A 17,513-nucleotide genomic window follows, 5' to 3' on the forward strand; every position below is an offset into this window, starting at 1 on the left:
ACTACTCACTGCTGATTAACGGTTCCGAATTGAACAGACCATAGCGAATAGCCAGATGCGTTAACTCAACATCACCGCTGATATTCAGCTTGCTGAACATACGATAGCGATAGCTATTCACCGTCTTAGGGCTGAGATTCAACTGCTCGGAAATCTCAGTCACTTTCTGTCCTTTGGTGATCATTAGCATAATCTGCAGTTCGCGTTCTGACAAACAGCTCAAAGGTGATTCTGACTGCGGTTCTATCTGGCTTAACGCCATCTGTTGCGCGATATCAGAGGCGATGTAGCGCTGCCCGGCATTGACTGAACGGATCGCGTTGACCACTTCCTGCGGAGCCGCACCCTTACTCAGGTAACCTGATGCACCCGCCTGCATTACCTTCGCCGGAAGCGGGCTTTCGGTATGAATGGTCAGCATAATCACTTTAGCATCCGGCGAGTAACGCACAATTTTACGCGTAGCTTCAAGGCCGCCAATGCCTGGCATGTTCATATCCATGAGTACCACGTCAACATTGTTGCCGCGGCACCATTTCACTGCATCCTCACCACAGTTGGCTTCACCTACAACCTGGATACCTTTGATATCTTCCAGTATGCGACGGATCCCTGTACGCACCAGTTCGTGGTCATCGACGAGAAAAACGCTTATCAAACGGAACTCCCTAAATGGCTGAGGCAGGTGATGATGTGCAATAACGCAGGGTCATAATTCTACTACTTTTTTTTCACTGGTAGAACATATTTAACACAGCGACTAACAATTTCGTTTCTTAAATCATAATGCAAAATAAAAAATAACGCTCAAGAAAATCTCCAAGGCAGAGACATTGATAATCGTCGATAAAATTGCAATAAATACTTACCAAAATAAATATAAAATACACAATAGCCAATAATTACATGGCGTTAGATAAAACCAATCGCGACAACTCTTCGTTAAGTAAATTCTACAGACATCCGGATATCTCTGCGAACTTAAATTAAGTTTAGTCTAAAGCGATAAGTAAGCAGGATGACGTTACCGTTACTGCATCACGCTTTACTTCGTAAACGAGATCGAAAACGAAGCGTGCCCGTCTGATTTTTTTTATGCTATGTATGATATACTTTTAACAATTTTTCGCGCCCTGCCCTGTGGCTCAGGAGCATGTTTTTTATCATTTATCAGGAGAGATCATGAGTCAGATTGACTTTTCAACCAGTGAAGACGTTAAAGCTTTAGCTAACGAAGTCACCTGTATGAAGGCGTTGGTTACGCTGATGTTGAAATCGATTGGTCAGGCCGACGCAGGCAAAGTGATCATCAATATGGAGCGCTACATTGCGGGCCTGGAAGATGAACAGCAGGCTGAAGTGTTCAGCAACACCGTAAAACAAATCAAACACGCTTTCCGCCAGTAACCAGACAGGGGCCGGCAGCAGGGACATCGATCCCGCTGTCGGCATCGGGCGTGCTTAATTTTCCCTGACGATACCGCCTTTCTGCATCATCGGATAAGCGTCAGGCCTTCAGAAAAATAAACAATAACCAGTTGATGAAATAATGGCCTTACTGATTAAAGCGATACTTGGTGCTGTCGTTGTGTTACTCATCGGCATTCTTGCAAAAACACGTAATTACTATCTTGCCGGATTGATCCCCCTGTTTCCCACTTTTGCGCTAATTGCACACTATATCGTCGGAAGCGAGCGTGGAGTTGAAGCGCTGCGCGCAACCATCCTGTTTGGCATGTGGGCGATCATTCCCTACTTCGTTTATCTGTTATCGCTGTGGTATTTCATCAATATGATGCGACTGGTGCCTGCACTGATGGCCGCGGTAGCCTGCTGGTCCGCGGCGGCATGGCTGTTGATAACGCTGTGGTCGAAATGGCAGGCCTAGCGCCCGCGCATACCCCAGCTGATTGAAACGCCCAGAGACGGCAGGACCTCTTCGGGCTTAAAACGTCTTGAGCCATGGAAACGGCTGGCCAGATGAGGCTGGGAAATCGGTATTCTTACAGCAAAGAGATTATCTTCCGACTGAATGACGCCCGGCGGCAGTTGCAGATAGTTAACCTGATACTGACCGAACATGTTTTCCAGCATCGGTGTCGCGGCGCTGAATAAATTGCTGATTCCGGACTGTTCAGCGAGCTGAAGCGCGTGCCATAAGATATTTAATGGCAGCTCACTGTCTATCTCCAGGCGCGCTGAAAAACGGGACATCTCCCAAATTTGCCCACCGTCGAGGCTTTCCCGGTCGGCGTCAGAAAGTTCGCTATTTTCCGGGCACTGCCATTTCATCAGCCGTGCACAGCCGCAAATGCCGTGTTGTGCATGCCAGGCGATCAGCCAGCAGACATCGGAACGATCAAAGCGATCGTACTCCTGGCCTGGGGTGCTGAGCCGTGAAGGAATTGACCAGCCTTCTTCTCTGGCAAAAACGCTGTAACGGTAGCTCCCCAATTCGGCCAGCAACGAGGAAGGCATATCCTTCAGTTTGGTCTGGATAATTTTCATTTATAAATCCCCGTCGCACTCCCGCACGAAAACCGCCCCGGGCGGGACGCGCAGGGTTGTTACCCTTGCGAAGGGTAGACAACCAGTTAGTAATACGAAACTACCAAAATTAGTAGTTGCGTTGTCTTTCAGATCAAACCGATTGCAGCTGCGTAAGAGGCAATTTGCGTCTTGTTTGGCGCATTTAATCGTTTTTGCATGTTTTTCTGATGAAAATTAACCGTATGTTGAGAAATAGAAAGTATCAGCGATATTTCAGCTGACGTTTTCCCTTCCGCCGTCCATTTAAGGATTTCGCGCTCGCGATCGCTTAATTCCAGTTTCACAGAGACCATGGAAATATCTTCAAGCCTGCTGAGCGTAGCCAGCGACAGTTCCACCATATACTGGAGTTTAAGTTGTAACTCGGTAGTTAACTTTACATTATTTAACGGATCTGATGAGGCGAATGATAATATCCCCGTTGCTCTGTTTTGTGCGATGGCTGAGATTGAGATGCCGTGATAAATCCCATGCCGCCTTGCCGCACGCATCATGACAGCCCCTTCGCCTGCGCTCTCATCGTCCCACACCCACAGACTTCCCGGGAGCTGACAATTCTGCAGTATCGGGTCTACAGGGGAATAGTTTTCCTGAAAATAAAAATTTATCCATTTCTCAGGCAAATTACAGTAATAGAAGGTTTTGGGCCGCGTAAATGGCACAGGGTGCTTGATGAAAAGCACATAAAAATCGAACCCAAGGCGTTTTGCCTGTTGCTCAATTAACAGAGTCACCTGTTCAATTTCAGTCTTTTTACTGAATGCTAATTGAACTTCGTCTCGCCAATTGAAATAAGTGTCAGCAGTCATCAATTCCCCAACGGAACGTAAGGGAACCCACTCGCGTTGATTCTGGTTTTCATTGTAAATATTGCTGTGTAATTAGACATTAAATGTGACCAGATAAATGATTATTGTAATAATGTTTTCGTGAGTAAATTACAGGACCGTTTACTAATTTTTATTAAGTGTAGCTATTTTTTCACCGAAACAAGCCCAACTTTTATCCAATCCATCACAATACCGTATGTTATTATCACCTGAGTGTCCTGACTTCCCACTTTGCAACAATCATTAAGCCTCAGATAACACTTGTATCATAGGATTTATCTTATCAGCATACATCAACTTTGCGCTTTTTTCCCCCTGATCTGCATGTTGTCTTCCCCTGACAGTGACTGCAGCCAAACCAGAATACCCGGCAATAACTAATTAATTGATTTTTTATAACATTAACCAACCTCACCGATGAACTGAAATCGCCATAAATGTTCAAAAAAGGCGCAAGCCATTATCTGTTTACACAATTCCTCTTTGACGTTCCTAATCCGGAATCCAACCCTGCCCCCTTTAGCATGGCGCTTTTTTGAGCAGACAATACCGCTTTAACGCAATGTCGTTGTTTTTTCTGCTTTATCATTCTGATTTTGCGTTAAGCTCCTCTTCCTGTGGTGTCAACCGGAATCATTCGCTTCGATCGCCATCACTATTACCGAAAAGAATTACCCGTTTAACGCGTTATTACACTATCTTATGCCAGCTAATCATGGCAGGACCGAATGAAATAAAAGCCATCAGAGCTTTAACTCATTTACACAGGACAGAACACGACAGGAGAACCTTAATGGTTGATCAATCAAAAGAGGCAACGCTTTCAGAGGAAGGCCCGGAAACGCTCAGGCGTAACCTGCACAATCGGCATATCCAGCTCATCGCTATCGGTGGGGCAATAGGCACCGGGCTGTTCATGGGGTCGGGCAAAACAATCAGCCTGGCCGGGCCATCAATCATCTTCGTTTATATGATCATCGGCTTTATGCTGTTTTTCGTCATGCGCGCTATGGGTGAGCTGCTGCTCTCCAATCTTGAGTACAAATCCTTCAGTGATTTTGCGGCGGACCTGCTTGGCCCGTGGGCCGGCTATTTTACCGGCTGGACCTACTGGTTCTGCTGGGTTGTCACCGGCATTGCCGACGTGGTGGCCATCAGTTCGTACTTCCAGCTGTGGTTCCCTGACTTCTCTATCTGGATGAGCGCCCTGCTGTGTATCGTGGTGTTCTTATCGCTCAACGTCGCCACCGTTAAGCTATTTGGTGAGATGGAGTTCTGGTTTGCGATTATTAAAATCGTCGCCATCGTTGCGCTGATTGCCACCGGTATTGTACTGGTTGCCATGCACTATCCTTCGCCGGGCGGCGGTACTGCATCCTTAAGCAACATCTGGGATCACGGCGGTATGTTCCCGAAAGGCCTGAGCGGATTCTTTGCCGGCTTCCAGATTGCCGTATTCGCCTTCGTTGGGATCGAACTGGTGGGCACCGCAGCAGCCGAAACGCACGATCCTAAAAAAGTGTTGCCGCGTGCGATTAACGCCATTCCCCTGCGTATCATCATGTTCTACGTGCTGGCACTGATGGTGATTATGGCCGTTACGCCGTGGAATCAGGTCGTCGCCGACCGTAGCCCGTTTGTTGAAATGTTTGTGCTGATTGGTCTGCCGGCTGCGGCAAGTATCGTTAACTTCGTGGTACTGACTTCGGCGGCATCCTCCGCCAACAGCGGTATCTTCTCCACCAGCCGTATGCTGTACGGCCTGTCACAGCAGGGCGTGGCGCATCGTCGTTTTGGAGTGCTTTCAAGCCGTGCAGTGCCGACGACCGGTCTGTTCTTCTCCTGCTTCTGCCTGCTGGGCGGCGTGGCGCTGATTTATCTGATCCCGAACGTCATGACGGTGTTTACCCTGGTCACCACGGTCTCCGCCATCCTGTTTATGTTCGTCTGGACGATTATTCTGTGCTCCTACCTCGCATACCGCAAAAAGCATCCGCAGCGCCATGCGGAGTCGAGCTATAAAATGCCGCTGGGCAAGTTTATGTGCTGGGTGTGCATGGCCTTCTTCGCCTTTGTACTGGTGCTGTTAACGCTGGAAGAAGATACCCGTCAGGCGCTGATGGTGACGCCGCTGTGGTTCCTGATTCTGGCCGTGGGCTGGTTCCTGCGCAGCCGTAAACAGGCATAAGTCTTATCTACAGGGCAGTCCTTAACTGGACCGCCCTGTTTTACCACTCCGCTATACCTGGCGTACGCGAATTCCCTCAATCACCATTTTCTGCACGTTTTCCACCGTCTGATTGAAAAAGGCTTCATCGCTCAGCGTCTGACCGGTCACGGCTTCAACCTGAGTCGCAAAATCAGCATAGTGCTGCGTGGTTGCCCACAGCATAAAAATCAAATGGTGTGGCTGAACTTCCGCCAGTTTTCCCTCGCGAACCCACTGTTCAATGATTGTCGCCTTATCTTCAACCAGATGACGCAAATCCCCCGCCAGCTCAGCCTTCAGCAGCGGTGCCCCCTGCAGCATCTCCATACAGAACAACCTGGAGGCCTGAGGATAATCGCGCGATACCTCCAGTTTAAGACGTATGTATTGGCGAATAGCATCCAGCGGATGCTGGTCGGCGCGCAGCGCTCGCAGCGGTGCCAGCCAGATATCCAGCAGATCTTTTAACACCGCAATGTACAGCTCTTCCTTAGAAGGGAAGTAATACAGCAGATTGGTTTTGGATACATCGGCGCGTTCGGCCACTTTATCCAGGCTGGTGCCGTGGATGCCAAACTGTGAAAAATACTCCAGCGCCGCCGCCAGAATAGCGGAACGCTTCGCCGCGACCGCGCGGGAGCGCCGCGTTGGGGCTTTGACCGGTTGTTTATCTGTCGAATTCACCGTGACTCCGTGATCCATATGGGTTGCGGGGATAATACCAAATCGCCCGAATCACACCTAATCGCGACGCTGCACTTTTATTGCGCACCGCTGCCAGTTATTTGTGCAGTTATTTTTTATCAAATGGTCCGTTTTGACCGACTGCTCTACCTTTAAATTCACAGAGCGAAAACAACCCATTGCTTTAATTAACATTTTTAATTCTGGCATAACCTTTGCAATCTTTCCTGCAACGCGCCGCTTTAATGGAAACCGCAGGATGCAACGCAGCGCCGGGATTAAATCTTTCAATTAATCAGAGGGTTCCATATGAAAATCGGTGTTTTTATTCCTATCGGTAACAACGGCTGGCTGATCTCCCGCAACGCGCCGCAGTACATGCCAACTTTCGAGCTGAATAAAGCCATTGTGCAGAAAGCGGAGGCCTACAACTTCGATTTTGCCCTGTCGATGATTAAGCTGCGTGGCTTTGGCGGTGAAACGGAGTTCTGGGACCACAATCTGGAATCCTTCACGCTGATGGCCGGCCTGGCCGCAGTGACTTCCCGCATCGAGATTTATGCCACCGCCGCCACCCTGACTCTGCCTCCGGCCATTGTGGCGCGGATGGCCTCAACGATTGATTCCATTTCCGGCGGCCGCTTCGGTGTGAATCTGGTCACCGGCTGGCAAAAACCCGAATACGACCAGATGGGACTGTGGCCGGGCGATGAATATTTCTCCCGCCGCTACGACTACCTGACGGAATATGTCAACGTGCTGCGCGATCTGTGGGGCACCGGTAAATCCGACCTGAAAGGTGAATTCTTCACCATGAACGACTGCCGCCTCAGCCCGCAGCCGCAGCGCCCGATGAAAGTGATTTGCGCCGCGCAGAGCGATGCCGGAATGGCGTTTTCGGCGCAGCATGCGGACTACAACTTCTGCTTCGGTAAAGGCGTCAACACGCCAACCGCTTTTGCCCCTACCGCCGCTCGCATGAAGGCTGCTGCCGATGCCGCAGGCCGCGACGTGGGCTCTTACGTACTGTTTATGATTATTGCCGCGGAAACCGACGAGGCGGCCCGCGCCAAATGGGAGCACTACAAAGACGGTGCCGATGGGGAAGCACTCGCCTGGCTGACCACCCAGAGCCAGCAGGATAAACGCTCCGGGAGCGATACCAACGTCCGCCAGATGGCCGACCCGACTTCGGCGGTCAACATCAATATGGGGACGCTGGTGGGTTCATGGTCCAACGTGGCCCGCATGCTGGATGAAGCCGCCACCGTAGCCGGTACTCAGGGCATCCTGCTGACGTTTGATGATTTCCTGCAGGGAATTGAAGATTTCGGTGAGCGTATTCAGCCACTGATGCAGAGCCGCGCTGGCCTGATTGATATCGCGAAAGAGGTAGCATAATGAACGCTAAACGCGCCGTAGTCTGTACCACCGCATCAACAACACATGCCGTTACCCTCCCTGCCCGTCCGGAGGATATCGTCTTCCCGCCCGAGCAGACCGCACTGATCGTGGTGGACATGCAGAATGCCTACGCCACGCCCGGTGGCTATCTGGATCTGGCAGGATTTGATGTTTCGGCAACACGACCGGTTATCGATCGGATTAACATTGCGGTTAACGCCGCGCGCGAAGCCGGGATACAGATTATCTGGTTCCAGAACGGCTGGGACGATAACTACGTTGAAGCAGGCGGCCCCGGATCGCCAAACTGGCATAAATCCAACGCCCTGAAAACCATGCGCCAGCGCCCTGAACTGGAGGGTACGCTGCTGGCCAAAGGAACCTGGGACTATCAGCTGGTCGATCAGCTTACCCCACAGCCCGGCGATATCGTTTTACCCAAGCCCCGCTACAGCGGTTTCTTTAATACCGCACTCGACAGCATGCTGCGCAGCCGCGGCATCCGCCATCTGGTATTCACCGGAATCGCTACCAACGTCTGCGTTGAGTCAACGCTGCGTGATGGTTTCTTCCTCGAATATTTCGGCATCGTACTGGAAGACGCGACCTATCAGGCCGGACCGCTGTTTGCCCAACAGGCGGCGATCTTCAATATCGAGACCTTCTTCGGCTGGGTGTCTAACGTTGACAGCTTCTGCGCCACGCTGAAGGCCGGGCAAAACGCGCTGCCGCAAACGGCATAACCATCACTTGACTGAGGAAAAACCATCATGCCTAAAACCATTATTACGCCACCCGGGACCAGCGTCCCCATTGCACCTTTCGTCCCCGGAACGCTGGCCGACGGTATCGTGTATGTTTCCGGAACGTTGCCTTTTGATAAGGACAATAACGTTGTCCACGTTGGTGACGCGGCGGCGCAGACCCGCCACGTGCTGGAAACGATTAAGAGCGTGATCGAAACGGCGGGCGGCACGATGGATGACGTTACCTTTAACTCCATCTTTATTACCGACTGGAGCAACTACGCGGCGGTGAACGCGGTGTATGCCGACTACTTCCCCGGCGAGAAGCCCGCCCGTTTCTGCATTCAGTGCGGGCTGGTGAAACCGGATGCATTGGTTGAAATCGCCAGCGTGGCGCATATCGGTAAATAAGGGGATATCTGATGCATATCGAACTGTCAGGCCGTAGCGATCCCGAGGCAAGAACCCTTGTACTGTCCGCCGGACTGGGCGGACTGGGGAGCTTCTGGCTACCGCAAATGAACGCCCTTCGCGCCGCCTATCGCGTGGTGGTATATGACCAGCGCGGCACCGGTCGCAGCGCGGACAGCCTGCCTGACGGTTACAGCATGCAGGATATGGCCGACGAGCTGATCGCGCTACTAGACCGGCATGGGATTGAACGCTTCGATGTTATCGGCCACGCGCTGGGCGGGATGATCGCCATGCAGCTGGCGCTCGACCATCCGCAAAGGGTGGAAAGACTCGTACTGGTCAACGGCTGGCTTCAGCTGGATACCCATACCCGTCGCTGCTTTCGCGTGCGTCAGGATCTGTTACTCAATACGGGTGTCGAGGCTTATGTCCGCGCGCAGCCGCTGTTTCTCTATCCCGCAGACTGGCTGTCGGAGCATCAGGAACGTATTGAAGCCGAAGATGCCCTGCATACCGCGCATTTTCAGGGGATGGAGAATCTGCTTAAACGACTGCACGCCCTGATGAGCTGTGATTACAGCACGCAGGCAGCGCGTATCACCCAGCCGGTACTTCTGCTCTGCTCCCGCGACGATCTGCTGGTTCCCTGGACCTGTTCCGAACGCCTGCATGCTGCCCTGCCCAATGCCACGCTACAACAAATGAACTGGGGGGGCCATGCCATGAGCGTTACCGACAGTGCCACCTTTAATCACCATTTACTGACCTGGCTGCAGCATACCGAACGCAGCCCCGAAACCGTTGATATGGAGCTGATATGGCTGAAACCCTGAATGACCCGACGGTAGAAAAACAGCAGTTTCGTGATGCCATGTCTCGCCTTGGCGCCGCCGTCAATATTATCACCACCGACGGCCCCGCGGGGCGCGCTGGCTTTACCGCCTCGGCGGTGTGCAGCGTCACGGATTCACCTCCGACGCTGCTGGTATGCCTGAATCGTTCTGCCTCGGTATACGAGGTATTCAGAGAGAACATGCAGCTGTGCGTCAATACGCTGGCCGCAGGTCATGAGTCGCTGTCCGGTCTGTTCGGTGGTAAAACGCCAATGGCCGAGCGCTTTATTGCCGCCGACTGGACGACCCAGGTAACCGGGTCACCGATCCTCAGCGGCGCGCTGGCCTCATTTGATTGCACCGTCAGCCAGATTGTGAGCGTCGGTACGCATGACATCCTGGTCTGTGAAACCCGCGCACTGGTGTTTGGCGATAGCCGAAGCGGCCTGATCTATTTCGATCGCCGCTATCACCCGGTGGGAGAGCACAGTTTCTGATTTTTCTTCGCGGGCTACTCGGCCCGCATACCTACTGGCTCATTCAGCGGCAACGCGGCCGGTCAATGTGGTTATGACACTCTGGAGAAGACGATGGCGAGTTCCTGGTTTCCTCAATGGTCGAAAAAAACGGCGTCAGCGCAGGATATTGTCGCGCCCGATGAAGCGTTGCCCGTCGGGCAAACCCTGATTATGGGCCTGCAACACGCGGTGGCGATGTTCGGTGCCACCGTGTTGATGCCGCTGCTGATGGGTTTTGATCCCAACCTGTCGATCCTGATGTCGGGTATTGGCACCCTGCTGTTCTTCCTGGTGACCGGCGGGCGTATCCCCAGCTACCTCGGTTCGAGTGCGGCGTTCGTCGGCGTGGTCATCGCTGCCACCGGATTTAACGGCCAGGGCATCAACCCCAATATCAGCGTTGCGCTGGGCGGGATCATTGCCTGCGGCGCACTGTACACGCTGATCGGCTTTGTGGTGATGAAGGCGGGAACCCGCTGGATCGAAAAGATGATGCCGCCTGTGGTCACCGGGGCGGTGGTCATGGCCATCGGCCTGAACCTGGCGCCGATTGCGGTTCGCGGCGTATCCGCTTCGATGTTCGACAGCTGGATGGCCGTGATGACGGTGATGTGTATCGGCGTGGTGGCGGTTTTTACCCGCGGCATGGTGCAGCGATTGCTAATCCTGGTCGGGCTGATTGTCGCATGGGCGATTTATGCACTGATGACCAACGTGCTGGGTTTTGGCACGCCGGTGGACTTCAGCCCGCTGGCCGCTGCGGCCTGGTTCGGTATGCCGCAGACTACGTCACCCACGTTTAGTACTCAGGCCATCGTGATGATCGCGCCGGTGGCGGTGATTCTGGTGGCGGAAAATCTTGGCCATATCAAAGCCGTAGCCGGAATGACCGGGCGCAACCTCGATCCGTGGATGGGGCGAGCGTTCGTCGGTGATGGTCTGGCTACGATGATTTCCGGTAGCGCAGGCGGAACGGGCGTGACCACCTATGCGGAAAATATCGGGGTGATGGCCGTCACTAAAGTCTATTCGACACTGGTGTTCGTTGCAGCAGCGCTGATTGCCATGGTGCTGGGCTTTTCACCTAAGTTTGGTGCGCTGATCCACACGATTCCGGGCCCGGTCATCGGCGGTGCCTCGATCGTGGTCTTCGGCCTGATCGCCGTGGCCGGCGCGCGGATCTGGGTACAGAACAATGTTGATCTTAGCCAGAACGGTAACCTGATTATGGTGGCGGTGACACTGGTACTGGGTGCGGGTGATTTCGCACTGAAAATCGGCAGCTTCACACTTGGCGGCATCGGCACGGCGACGTTTGGTGCGATTCTGCTCAATGCGATTCTGAGCCATAAGCGTGCCGCTGCCTTAAGCGACGGCAGCGTAGTACGCCAGGACAGTTAGCCGTTTTTACACTCTACGGGCGAAGGCGATCCCTTCGCCTTTTTTTTGCGCTTCAGTTTCAGCTCGCTAACCAGCACCCCCATCACAATCAATGCGCCGCCCAGCAGAGCGATAGCCGGCAGGCGTTCTCCGGCAATGCGCCCTACAACGCCTGCCCATACCGGTTCACCGGCATAAATCACGGTGGCGCGGGTCGGAGAAACGCTGCGCTGTGCCCAGTTCATCGTCACCTGAATGATGGCGCTGGCGATACCCAGGCCCACCGCGCTGTACAGCAGATACGGGCTCCACGCCGGAACAGACTCGCCGTTCGGGGCCATCATCAGAAAACCAAAAATCGAGGCGGCGGCCAGCTGAATGACGGTCACACGCCGCACGTCCACTTTCCCCGCACTGGCTCCAATCAACAGGATCTCTGCGGCAATCGCCAGCGTGCTGAGCAGCGTGGCAATTTCACCGACGTTAAATGCCACCTCTCCGCCATCAGGCCCGGCCAGCAACAACAGTCCGCTGAACGCCAGCGCAATGCCAATCCACGACATCAGCCCCGGCATTTTACGCAAAAACACCCACTGCATTAGCGGAACGAGCGGTACGTACATTGCAGTAATAAAGGCCGACTTACTGCTGGAGATGGTTTGCATACCGTAAGTCTGCAGGCCATATCCCAACCCGATCGCAATGCCAATCAGCACACCGGCTTTGATCTCAGGCCAGGTAACGTTGCGCATAACGCGCCATGAAACCAGCCCAAGTAACAGCGCCGCAACGGCAAACCGCACGCCAATAAAAAAGAACGGGCCGCTGACGGTCATCGCATGATGCACGGCAAGAAACGTCCCACCCCAGACCATGGTGATCAGAATAAGCACCAGCTCGCTGGTATTAATGGAGAATTTATAACGGGAAAGTAAACCAGACATAACGCACTCTGCTGTAATTTTGGCGTCAGTTTGCGGGGATAACGACGGCCGGTCAAGCACCGCACGGTGTGGGCTGCGTTCATCCCCCTCTGCCGGGTTTGCTGGCCCTGCCCGTCGCCTGCATAGACAGACCCTGGACCATCCTGCAATGATTTTTAATACAAAATTGATCTGCCGCCAGGCAGCCGCAGAGGCTTCTTCTATACTGAAAAATCAGTTAAAAAATTAACCTGGCGTTTGAGGAGGTAAGTAGCGTATGGCTAAAATTCTAGTGCTCTATTACTCCATGTACGGACATATTGAAACAATGGCGCAGGCCGTTGCGGAAGGTGCCCGTAAAGTCCCTGGTGCAGAAGTCACCATTAAACGCGTGCCGGAAACGATGGATGCCGCCCGTTTCGCCGAGGTTGGCGGTAAAACCGGCCAGACCGCAGCGGAGGCTGACCCGAAAGAACTGGCAGACTATGATGCCATCCTGGTTGGCACACCGACCCGCTTCGGTAATATGGCCGGGCAGATGCGTAACTTTCTCGATCGTACCGGTGGGCTCTGGGCCTCCGGCGCCCTTTACGGCAAACTCGCCAGCGTCTTCGCCTCTACCGGTACCGGGGGAGGCCAGGAACAAACTATCACCTCAACCTGGACCACCCTCGCCCATCACGGCATGGTGATCGTTCCCATCGGATACGGGAGCCAGGAACTGTTCGATATCTCCAAAGTGCGCGGCGGGACGCCGTATGGTGCGACCACAATTGCCGGCGGCGATGGTTCCCGTCAGCCCAGTGAGGAAGAGCTCAATATTGCCCGCTATCAGGGTGAATATGTTGCCGGGCTGGCAGTGAAACTCAACGGATAATCTGACAGGAGGCAATTATGGCAACACAACAATCTAAGGCTCATCACGTAGGAGAATGGGCCGCCCTGCGCTGTACCTCGCTGGAAATCGCCGAAGCCATCTTTGAGGTGGCTAACTATGATGAACGCCTTGCCGAACAAATCTGGGCGCAGCAGGGAAGTGACGACGTTCTTATCCGCGCATTTAACAAAACCGAAGACGATGTGCTGACCTGGGATAACAAAGTCGTCGAACGCAAAAACGTCTGAAGCCAGGGGCGGGATTTTCCCGCCCTTTTTGTTTGTAGCCCACTGGGAGTCTTCCGATAACCTGGCATGCCCTTCAAGGTTTCTACTACGCTTAATTCCACGTGACACATTTCAGCCCGCCAGGGCTGACTAACGACCAAGGAGCGTAGAATGTCCTATCAGACCATCAATCCCGCGAGCAATAAGCTGATAAAGTCCTGGCCCGCGCACACTGACGAACAGGTAGAACAGGCGCTGGCAACCGCCGATGCGTTGTATCACTCCGACTGGTCGAAAGGGAGTATTCAACCGCGCCTGCAGGTACTACAGAAGCTGGCAACGCTGATCGAGGAACGCGTAGAGGAACTGGCCACCGCCGCCAGTGAAGAAATGGGCAAGCTGATTGGCCAAAGCCGGGGAGAAGTTGAGCTTTGTGCACAGATCGCTCGCTACTATGCCGAAAACGCCGAGCGTTTCCTCTCTCCGGTACGTTATCCCAGCAAGCTGGGTGAGGCCTGGGTGGAACATCATCCGATCGGCGTGCTGGTCGCCGTTGAGCCGTGGAATTTTCCTTTCTATCAGTTGATGCGGGTGCTGGCTCCTAACCTCGCCGCCGGTAATCCGGTGCTGGCAAAACATGCGCAAAACGTTCCGCATTGCGCAACGCTGTTTGCTGATCTGGTCAGCCAGGCAGGTGCGCCAGAGGGCGCCTGGACCAATCTGTTCGCCAGTAATGAGCAAATCGCAGAGTTAATTGCCGATGACCGCGTACAGGGCGCAGCCCTCACCGGTTCAGAACGTGCGGGCAGCGCGGTAGCGCAGCAGGCGGGTAAATATCTGAAGAAAACGACCCTTGAACTCGGTGGTAACGACGTTTTCGTGGTGCTCGATGACTGCGATCTGGACAAAGCCGTGAAGGCGGGTGCGGGTGCGCGCCTCAGTAACTGTGGTCAGGTATGTACCGCCGCGAAACGTTTCCTGGTACACGAGAAGATCGCCGAGACGTTTATGGCAAAACTCGTTGCTGCTTTTGAGGCGGTGAAAATTGGCGATCCGTTAGATCCCAACACGACGCTTGGTCCACTCTCTTCTGCTGAAGCGCGCGATCGCCTTGAGAAACAGGTGAAACAGGCCGTTGAAAAAGGCGCAAAACTGGTACTGGGCGGCAAGCCGGTGGACGGTGCAGGCTGTTTCTATCAGCCAACCATTCTTACCGGAATAACCCGCGATAATCCCGCCTGGTTTGAAGAGTTCTTCGGCCCGGTAGCGCAGATCTACATCGTGCGTAATGACGATGAGATCGTCGAACTGGCTAACGACTCCCACTATGGTCTGGGTGGTGCCGTGTTTACCGGAGATATCGCTCGCGGCAAAGCGCTGGCATCGCGTATTGAAACCGGCATGGTGTATATCAACTCGGCCAGTAATACCGCACCGGAGTTACCGTTTGGCGGCATCAAACGTTCTGGTTTTGGCCGTGAGCTTTCCGATCTTGGTATTAAAGAGTTTGTGAATCAAAAGCTGGTGGTGATCAGCAAATAAGCCCACCTTGAAAATAGTGAAAAAAAGGCCGACACCCGGGTGTAGGCCTTTTAACGTTGGCGGGTCTGGAAAAACGCAATCAGCTCGCTGACGGCTGCGCCTGTGTTTTATCAGCACTGCTGGCAGAATCAGGCTGAGCGGTCTTAGGTTCGCTGGCCTTATCTTTCTCTGCTGCGGCTTTATCCGCTGCCGCTTTGTCAGCAGCGGCCTTATCGGCGGCCGCCTTATCTTTTGCTGCCTGTTCTGCGGCAGCTTTTTCGGCTGCGGCTTTCTCAGCAGCAGCTTTCTCCGCGGCGGCCTTTTCCTTCGCAGCTTTTTCCTGAGCTGCCTTGTCTTTTGCCTGCTGTTCAGCCGCCGCTTTATCTTTGGCTTCCGTCGCGGCTTTATCCTGTGTTGCTTTAGCAGCAGCCTGATCGGCAGCGGCTTTGTCCGATGCCTCTTTCGTTACGTCAGCCGCATCGGCTGAAGCGGCAACAGGTTCAGGAACCTGCATTGACGTACCCTGCAGCGCAGTATTCAACACCGCAGTGAACTGATCCCACGGGCAGAAACCGTTAGCATCAGTCTGGCAACCGGCCATTTGCAGGGTCACGCGTTTCGGCGGGTTATCCAGCGACAGAGGTTCTGCATCGCGTAGTTGCTCGGTGCTCTGATAAACGTATTCCACCTTCACCAGCTCACGGTTGTTTTTCTTATCCAGCCAGCGCTGGAACTGAATCATTCCGCCAATCGGCGTGCGCTCGTTCTGATCCGCTAATTCATAAGGTTTAAAGTCCAGTGCGGTCAGTAATGAGGCGATATTAGAATCATGGCCGACCATCAGCGTGACTTTCGGCGCGCCGTCTTTATCCTGGTCGATCAGCATGCTGCGAATATAGTCCACCAGCGGGGCTGCCACTTCTCGCGCGACCAGAGGTGAGGTGAACAGTGTGTCCTGATAACCATTTTTAATGGCCGACAGTTCTTTCCACTGCTCCGGAGTTTTAATTTGTCCCCAGGCAACCTGATCGAGCGGCATACCTTCGTAATACTGCAGGGTAAACGCATCAACCAGTGAGTTACCCACTTTGAGCGGGCCGGAAACGCCAGGTTCTTTGCCGGTATCGGCGCTGAAGGTGTTTTGATTGGTGCTGGAAAGATCGCACTGTTTTTTGCCGTTGCAGGCCGCAGAGTTTTTATAATCGATAATTTTTTCCAGGCGCTGGAATGCAGGCTTAAGCGCCAGCTTTTCGCCTTCGGCATTCATCGCTGAGAGCGCCTGCTTGTTGAAGTCTTCACTGTTGCTGGTGATAACCGGATTAAAGATCGGGTCCATCGATCCCATTTCATCCTGATGAGAAACCGCTACATCGCATCCCGGGAACGCACCGGTAATAAAGAACTGCGCGGTGGCGACGGTGCGCTGCAGGCTGTTGGCATACGCATAGATCGCGTCAGGAGACGGGCATTCGCCATCTTTAATCAGCCCCTGCTGCGCCAGCCATTCGCGGGTATAGCGCCCCATATAAACTTCCAGCACGCCGCCCTTGGTGGTCAGTTGACCACCCGGTACATCCCACTTCGGCCAGGCTTTTTTCGTCGCCTGTGCCAGCACGCTACCATTGTCCGCCAGCGGCGCACGCAGGTTGTGGCGGCTCATCATCAGCACCTGTTCCAACTGGTAATCGCTATCGGCAGCCCATGCAGACACGCCGGAAAGTGCAGAGCATACAGCGAGTGCACAGAGACTTAACTTTTTAATCATAGGTGTATTCCATTGATTCATCAGGGTGAATAACTGGCAGATAAACGTGCAGCACAGAAGAAAACAGCGCACAACGCTGAGTCACCACCACCGCTCTCCAGAGAAAGTCCAGAAACTCACAATCATCATCGATATTGAGAATATAGCAGACTCTGCCCCCGGCGGTTTAGTGGCATTAGAAGATTGAAAAGAAACAAGATGTTTTCGGTAATGCTCAATCGCTCATCACAGCAAGAAAATAGCAGGATGTGAGGGAAAACAGAAGACGTTTGAGGTGATAGCTGTAAAAAGCAAAAACCCCGAGCTTCTTCAAGCTCGGGGTCAGAATGGATGGTGGAAGCGTAGAGATTCGAACTCTAGAACGGTTTCCCGTCGCCGGTTTTCAAGACCGGTGCCTTCAGCCACTCGGCCACGCTTCCACACGGTATCAGCTTGGGCTAAGGTGCCGGTAACTGATGGAGCGCAGTATAGGGGGAGTTTTTTCGTTTGCCAAGATTATTTTTCGCTATTTTGTTGATTTTGTGAACATATGAATTCTTTTGGCTGTTTTACAGGCAAACATTGCGGCAAGTGATTATAAAACAGACGGTTTTTCCTCTCAAACCGATGATGTTGCAATACAAAAATGACAG

Annotated in this window: 18 protein-coding genes and 1 tRNA gene; 12 read left to right on the top strand and 7 right to left on the bottom strand. The window is 53.3% G+C overall.

The window, feature by feature from the left end:
• Position 1: 1 nt before the first annotated feature.
• Positions 2-658: a UvrY/SirA/GacA family response regulator transcription factor gene (gene uvrY, locus OMR58_RS08975; protein ID WP_105593375.1), complete on the bottom strand. Its 657-nt coding sequence runs from the start codon at positions 656-658 to the stop codon at positions 2-4.
• 524 nt (positions 659-1,182) lie between these two features.
• Here uvrY and OMR58_RS08980 point away from each other — a divergent pair.
• The gene (locus tag OMR58_RS08980; protein ID WP_105593376.1) at positions 1,183-1,407 is read left to right on the top strand and encodes a DUF2594 family protein; all 225 of its coding nucleotides are present in this window, start codon (positions 1,183-1,185) and stop codon (positions 1,405-1,407) included.
• A gap of 142 nt (positions 1,408-1,549) precedes the next feature.
• On the top strand, positions 1,550-1,888 hold the full coding sequence (locus OMR58_RS08985; RefSeq protein WP_105593377.1) for a GlpM family protein: 339 nt from the start codon (positions 1,550-1,552) through the stop codon (positions 1,886-1,888).
• Here OMR58_RS08985 and OMR58_RS08990 read toward each other — a convergent pair.
• Positions 1,885-2,508: an acyl-homoserine-lactone synthase gene (locus OMR58_RS08990; protein WP_105593378.1), complete on the bottom strand. Its 624-nt coding sequence runs from the start codon at positions 2,506-2,508 to the stop codon at positions 1,885-1,887. The two genes, OMR58_RS08985 and OMR58_RS08990, sit on opposite strands and share 4 nt — an antisense overlap.
• Positions 2,509-2,636: 128 nt before the next feature.
• Complete coding sequence (gene sdiA, locus OMR58_RS08995; RefSeq protein ID WP_200561363.1) at positions 2,637-3,359, bottom strand: transcriptional regulator SdiA; 723 nt, start codon at positions 3,357-3,359, stop codon at positions 2,637-2,639.
• 814 nt (positions 3,360-4,173) lie between these two features.
• Here sdiA and cycA point away from each other — a divergent pair.
• A complete protein-coding gene (cycA, locus tag OMR58_RS09000; RefSeq protein WP_105593380.1) occupies positions 4,174-5,568 on the top strand; it encodes a D-serine/D-alanine/glycine transporter in 1,395 nt (464 codons plus the stop codon).
• A 51-nt stretch (positions 5,569-5,619) separates the two neighbouring features.
• Here cycA and rutR read toward each other — a convergent pair whose 3' ends face one another.
• Positions 5,620-6,291 carry an HTH-type transcriptional regulator RutR gene (gene rutR / locus OMR58_RS09005; protein WP_264545742.1) on the bottom strand — a complete coding sequence of 224 codons (672 nt, stop codon included), beginning with the start codon at positions 6,289-6,291 and terminating at the stop codon, positions 5,620-5,622.
• Between the two features lie 291 nt (positions 6,292-6,582).
• Between rutR and rutA the strand changes: the two genes are divergently transcribed.
• The 6 genes from rutA (at position 6,583) to rutG (ending at position 11,589) form a co-directional block, all read left to right on the top strand.
• Positions 6,583-7,674, top strand: coding sequence for a pyrimidine utilization protein A (gene rutA / locus OMR58_RS09010; protein WP_264545743.1), 1,092 nt, complete (start codon positions 6,583-6,585; stop codon positions 7,672-7,674).
• Positions 7,674-8,420 (top strand): pyrimidine utilization protein B, encoded by a 747-nt coding sequence (gene rutB / locus OMR58_RS09015; RefSeq protein ID WP_105593383.1) that lies wholly within the window; start codon positions 7,674-7,676, stop codon positions 8,418-8,420. Before rutA ends, rutB begins: the two co-directional genes overlap by 1 nt.
• A gap of 27 nt (positions 8,421-8,447) precedes the next feature.
• Positions 8,448-8,834 (top strand): pyrimidine utilization protein C, encoded by a 387-nt coding sequence (rutC, locus tag OMR58_RS09020; protein WP_105593384.1) that lies wholly within the window; start codon positions 8,448-8,450, stop codon positions 8,832-8,834.
• 11 nt (positions 8,835-8,845) lie between these two features.
• Positions 8,846-9,670 carry a pyrimidine utilization protein D gene (gene rutD / locus OMR58_RS09025; protein ID WP_264545744.1) on the top strand — a complete coding sequence of 275 codons (825 nt, stop codon included), beginning with the start codon at positions 8,846-8,848 and terminating at the stop codon, positions 9,668-9,670.
• A complete protein-coding gene (gene rutF / locus OMR58_RS09030) occupies positions 9,655-10,167 on the top strand; it encodes an NADH-dependent FMN reductase RutF (RefSeq protein WP_200561369.1) in 513 nt (170 codons plus the stop codon). The genes rutD and rutF overlap by 16 nt, the downstream gene beginning before the upstream one ends.
• A 93-nt stretch (positions 10,168-10,260) precedes the next feature.
• The gene (gene rutG, locus OMR58_RS09035) at positions 10,261-11,589 is read left to right on the top strand and encodes a pyrimidine utilization transport protein G (protein ID WP_200548032.1); all 1,329 of its coding nucleotides are present in this window, start codon (positions 10,261-10,263) and stop codon (positions 11,587-11,589) included.
• Here rutG and OMR58_RS09040 read toward each other — a convergent pair.
• A complete protein-coding gene (locus OMR58_RS09040; protein WP_105593555.1) occupies positions 11,586-12,512 on the bottom strand; it encodes a DMT family transporter in 927 nt (308 codons plus the stop codon). The two genes, rutG and OMR58_RS09040, sit on opposite strands and share 4 nt — an antisense overlap.
• Positions 12,513-12,768: 256 nt before the next feature.
• Here OMR58_RS09040 and wrbA point away from each other — a divergent pair, with 256 nt between their 5' ends.
• From wrbA to OMR58_RS09055, 3 genes are all read left to right on the top strand, one after another.
• On the top strand, positions 12,769-13,368 hold the full coding sequence (gene wrbA / locus OMR58_RS09045; RefSeq protein WP_200561371.1) for an NAD(P)H:quinone oxidoreductase: 600 nt from the start codon (positions 12,769-12,771) through the stop codon (positions 13,366-13,368).
• A gap of 17 nt (positions 13,369-13,385) precedes the next feature.
• Positions 13,386-13,616: a YccJ family protein gene (locus OMR58_RS09050; protein ID WP_105593389.1), complete on the top strand. Its 231-nt coding sequence runs from the start codon at positions 13,386-13,388 to the stop codon at positions 13,614-13,616.
• A gap of 150 nt (positions 13,617-13,766) precedes the next feature.
• A complete protein-coding gene (locus tag OMR58_RS09055) occupies positions 13,767-15,137 on the top strand; it encodes an NAD-dependent succinate-semialdehyde dehydrogenase (protein WP_264545745.1) in 1,371 nt (456 codons plus the stop codon).
• 79 nt (positions 15,138-15,216) lie between these two features.
• Here OMR58_RS09055 and agp read toward each other — a convergent pair whose 3' ends face one another.
• Both agp and OMR58_RS09065 read right to left on the bottom strand, forming a co-directional pair.
• Positions 15,217-16,881 carry a bifunctional glucose-1-phosphatase/inositol phosphatase gene (gene agp, locus OMR58_RS09060; RefSeq protein ID WP_264545746.1) on the bottom strand — a complete coding sequence of 555 codons (1,665 nt, stop codon included), beginning with the start codon at positions 16,879-16,881 and terminating at the stop codon, positions 15,217-15,219.
• 331 nt (positions 16,882-17,212) lie between these two features.
• Positions 17,213-17,300, bottom strand: a tRNA-Ser gene (locus OMR58_RS09065).
• Positions 17,301-17,513 lie beyond the last annotated feature (213 nt).

It is taken from the genome of Erwinia sp. INIA01 (genome assembly GCF_025947915.1).
GTDB classification, from domain to species: Bacteria; Pseudomonadota; Gammaproteobacteria; order Enterobacterales; family Enterobacteriaceae; genus Erwinia; species Erwinia coffeiphila.

Coding starts and splice junctions, on each gene's coding strand:
- OMR58_RS08980 (WP_105593376.1), top strand. CDS start 1,183: ATGAGTCAGATTGACTTTTCAACCAGTGAAGACGTTAAAGCTTTAGCT.
- OMR58_RS08985 (WP_105593377.1), top strand. CDS start 1,550: ATGGCCTTACTGATTAAAGCGATACTTGGTGCTGTCGTTGTGTTACTC.
- OMR58_RS08990 (WP_105593378.1), bottom strand. CDS start 2,508: ATGAAAATTATCCAGACCAAACTGAAGGATATGCCTTCCTCGTTGCTG.
- sdiA (WP_200561363.1), bottom strand. CDS start 3,359: ATGACTGCTGACACTTATTTCAATTGGCGAGACGAAGTTCAATTAGCA.
- cycA (WP_105593380.1), top strand. CDS start 4,174: ATGGTTGATCAATCAAAAGAGGCAACGCTTTCAGAGGAAGGCCCGGAA.
- rutR (WP_264545742.1), bottom strand. CDS start 6,291: ATGGATCACGGAGTCACGGTGAATTCGACAGATAAACAACCGGTCAAA.
- rutA (WP_264545743.1), top strand. CDS start 6,583: ATGAAAATCGGTGTTTTTATTCCTATCGGTAACAACGGCTGGCTGATC.
- rutB (WP_105593383.1), top strand. CDS start 7,674: ATGAACGCTAAACGCGCCGTAGTCTGTACCACCGCATCAACAACACAT.
- rutC (WP_105593384.1), top strand. CDS start 8,448: ATGCCTAAAACCATTATTACGCCACCCGGGACCAGCGTCCCCATTGCA.
- rutD (WP_264545744.1), top strand. CDS start 8,846: ATGCATATCGAACTGTCAGGCCGTAGCGATCCCGAGGCAAGAACCCTT.
- rutF (WP_200561369.1), top strand. CDS start 9,655: ATGGCTGAAACCCTGAATGACCCGACGGTAGAAAAACAGCAGTTTCGT.
- rutG (WP_200548032.1), top strand. CDS start 10,261: ATGGCGAGTTCCTGGTTTCCTCAATGGTCGAAAAAAACGGCGTCAGCG.
- OMR58_RS09040 (WP_105593555.1), bottom strand. CDS start 12,512: ATGTCTGGTTTACTTTCCCGTTATAAATTCTCCATTAATACCAGCGAG.
- wrbA (WP_200561371.1), top strand. CDS start 12,769: ATGGCTAAAATTCTAGTGCTCTATTACTCCATGTACGGACATATTGAA.
- OMR58_RS09050 (WP_105593389.1), top strand. CDS start 13,386: ATGGCAACACAACAATCTAAGGCTCATCACGTAGGAGAATGGGCCGCC.
- OMR58_RS09055 (WP_264545745.1), top strand. CDS start 13,767: ATGTCCTATCAGACCATCAATCCCGCGAGCAATAAGCTGATAAAGTCC.
- agp (WP_264545746.1), bottom strand. CDS start 16,881: ATGATTAAAAAGTTAAGTCTCTGTGCACTCGCTGTATGCTCTGCACTT.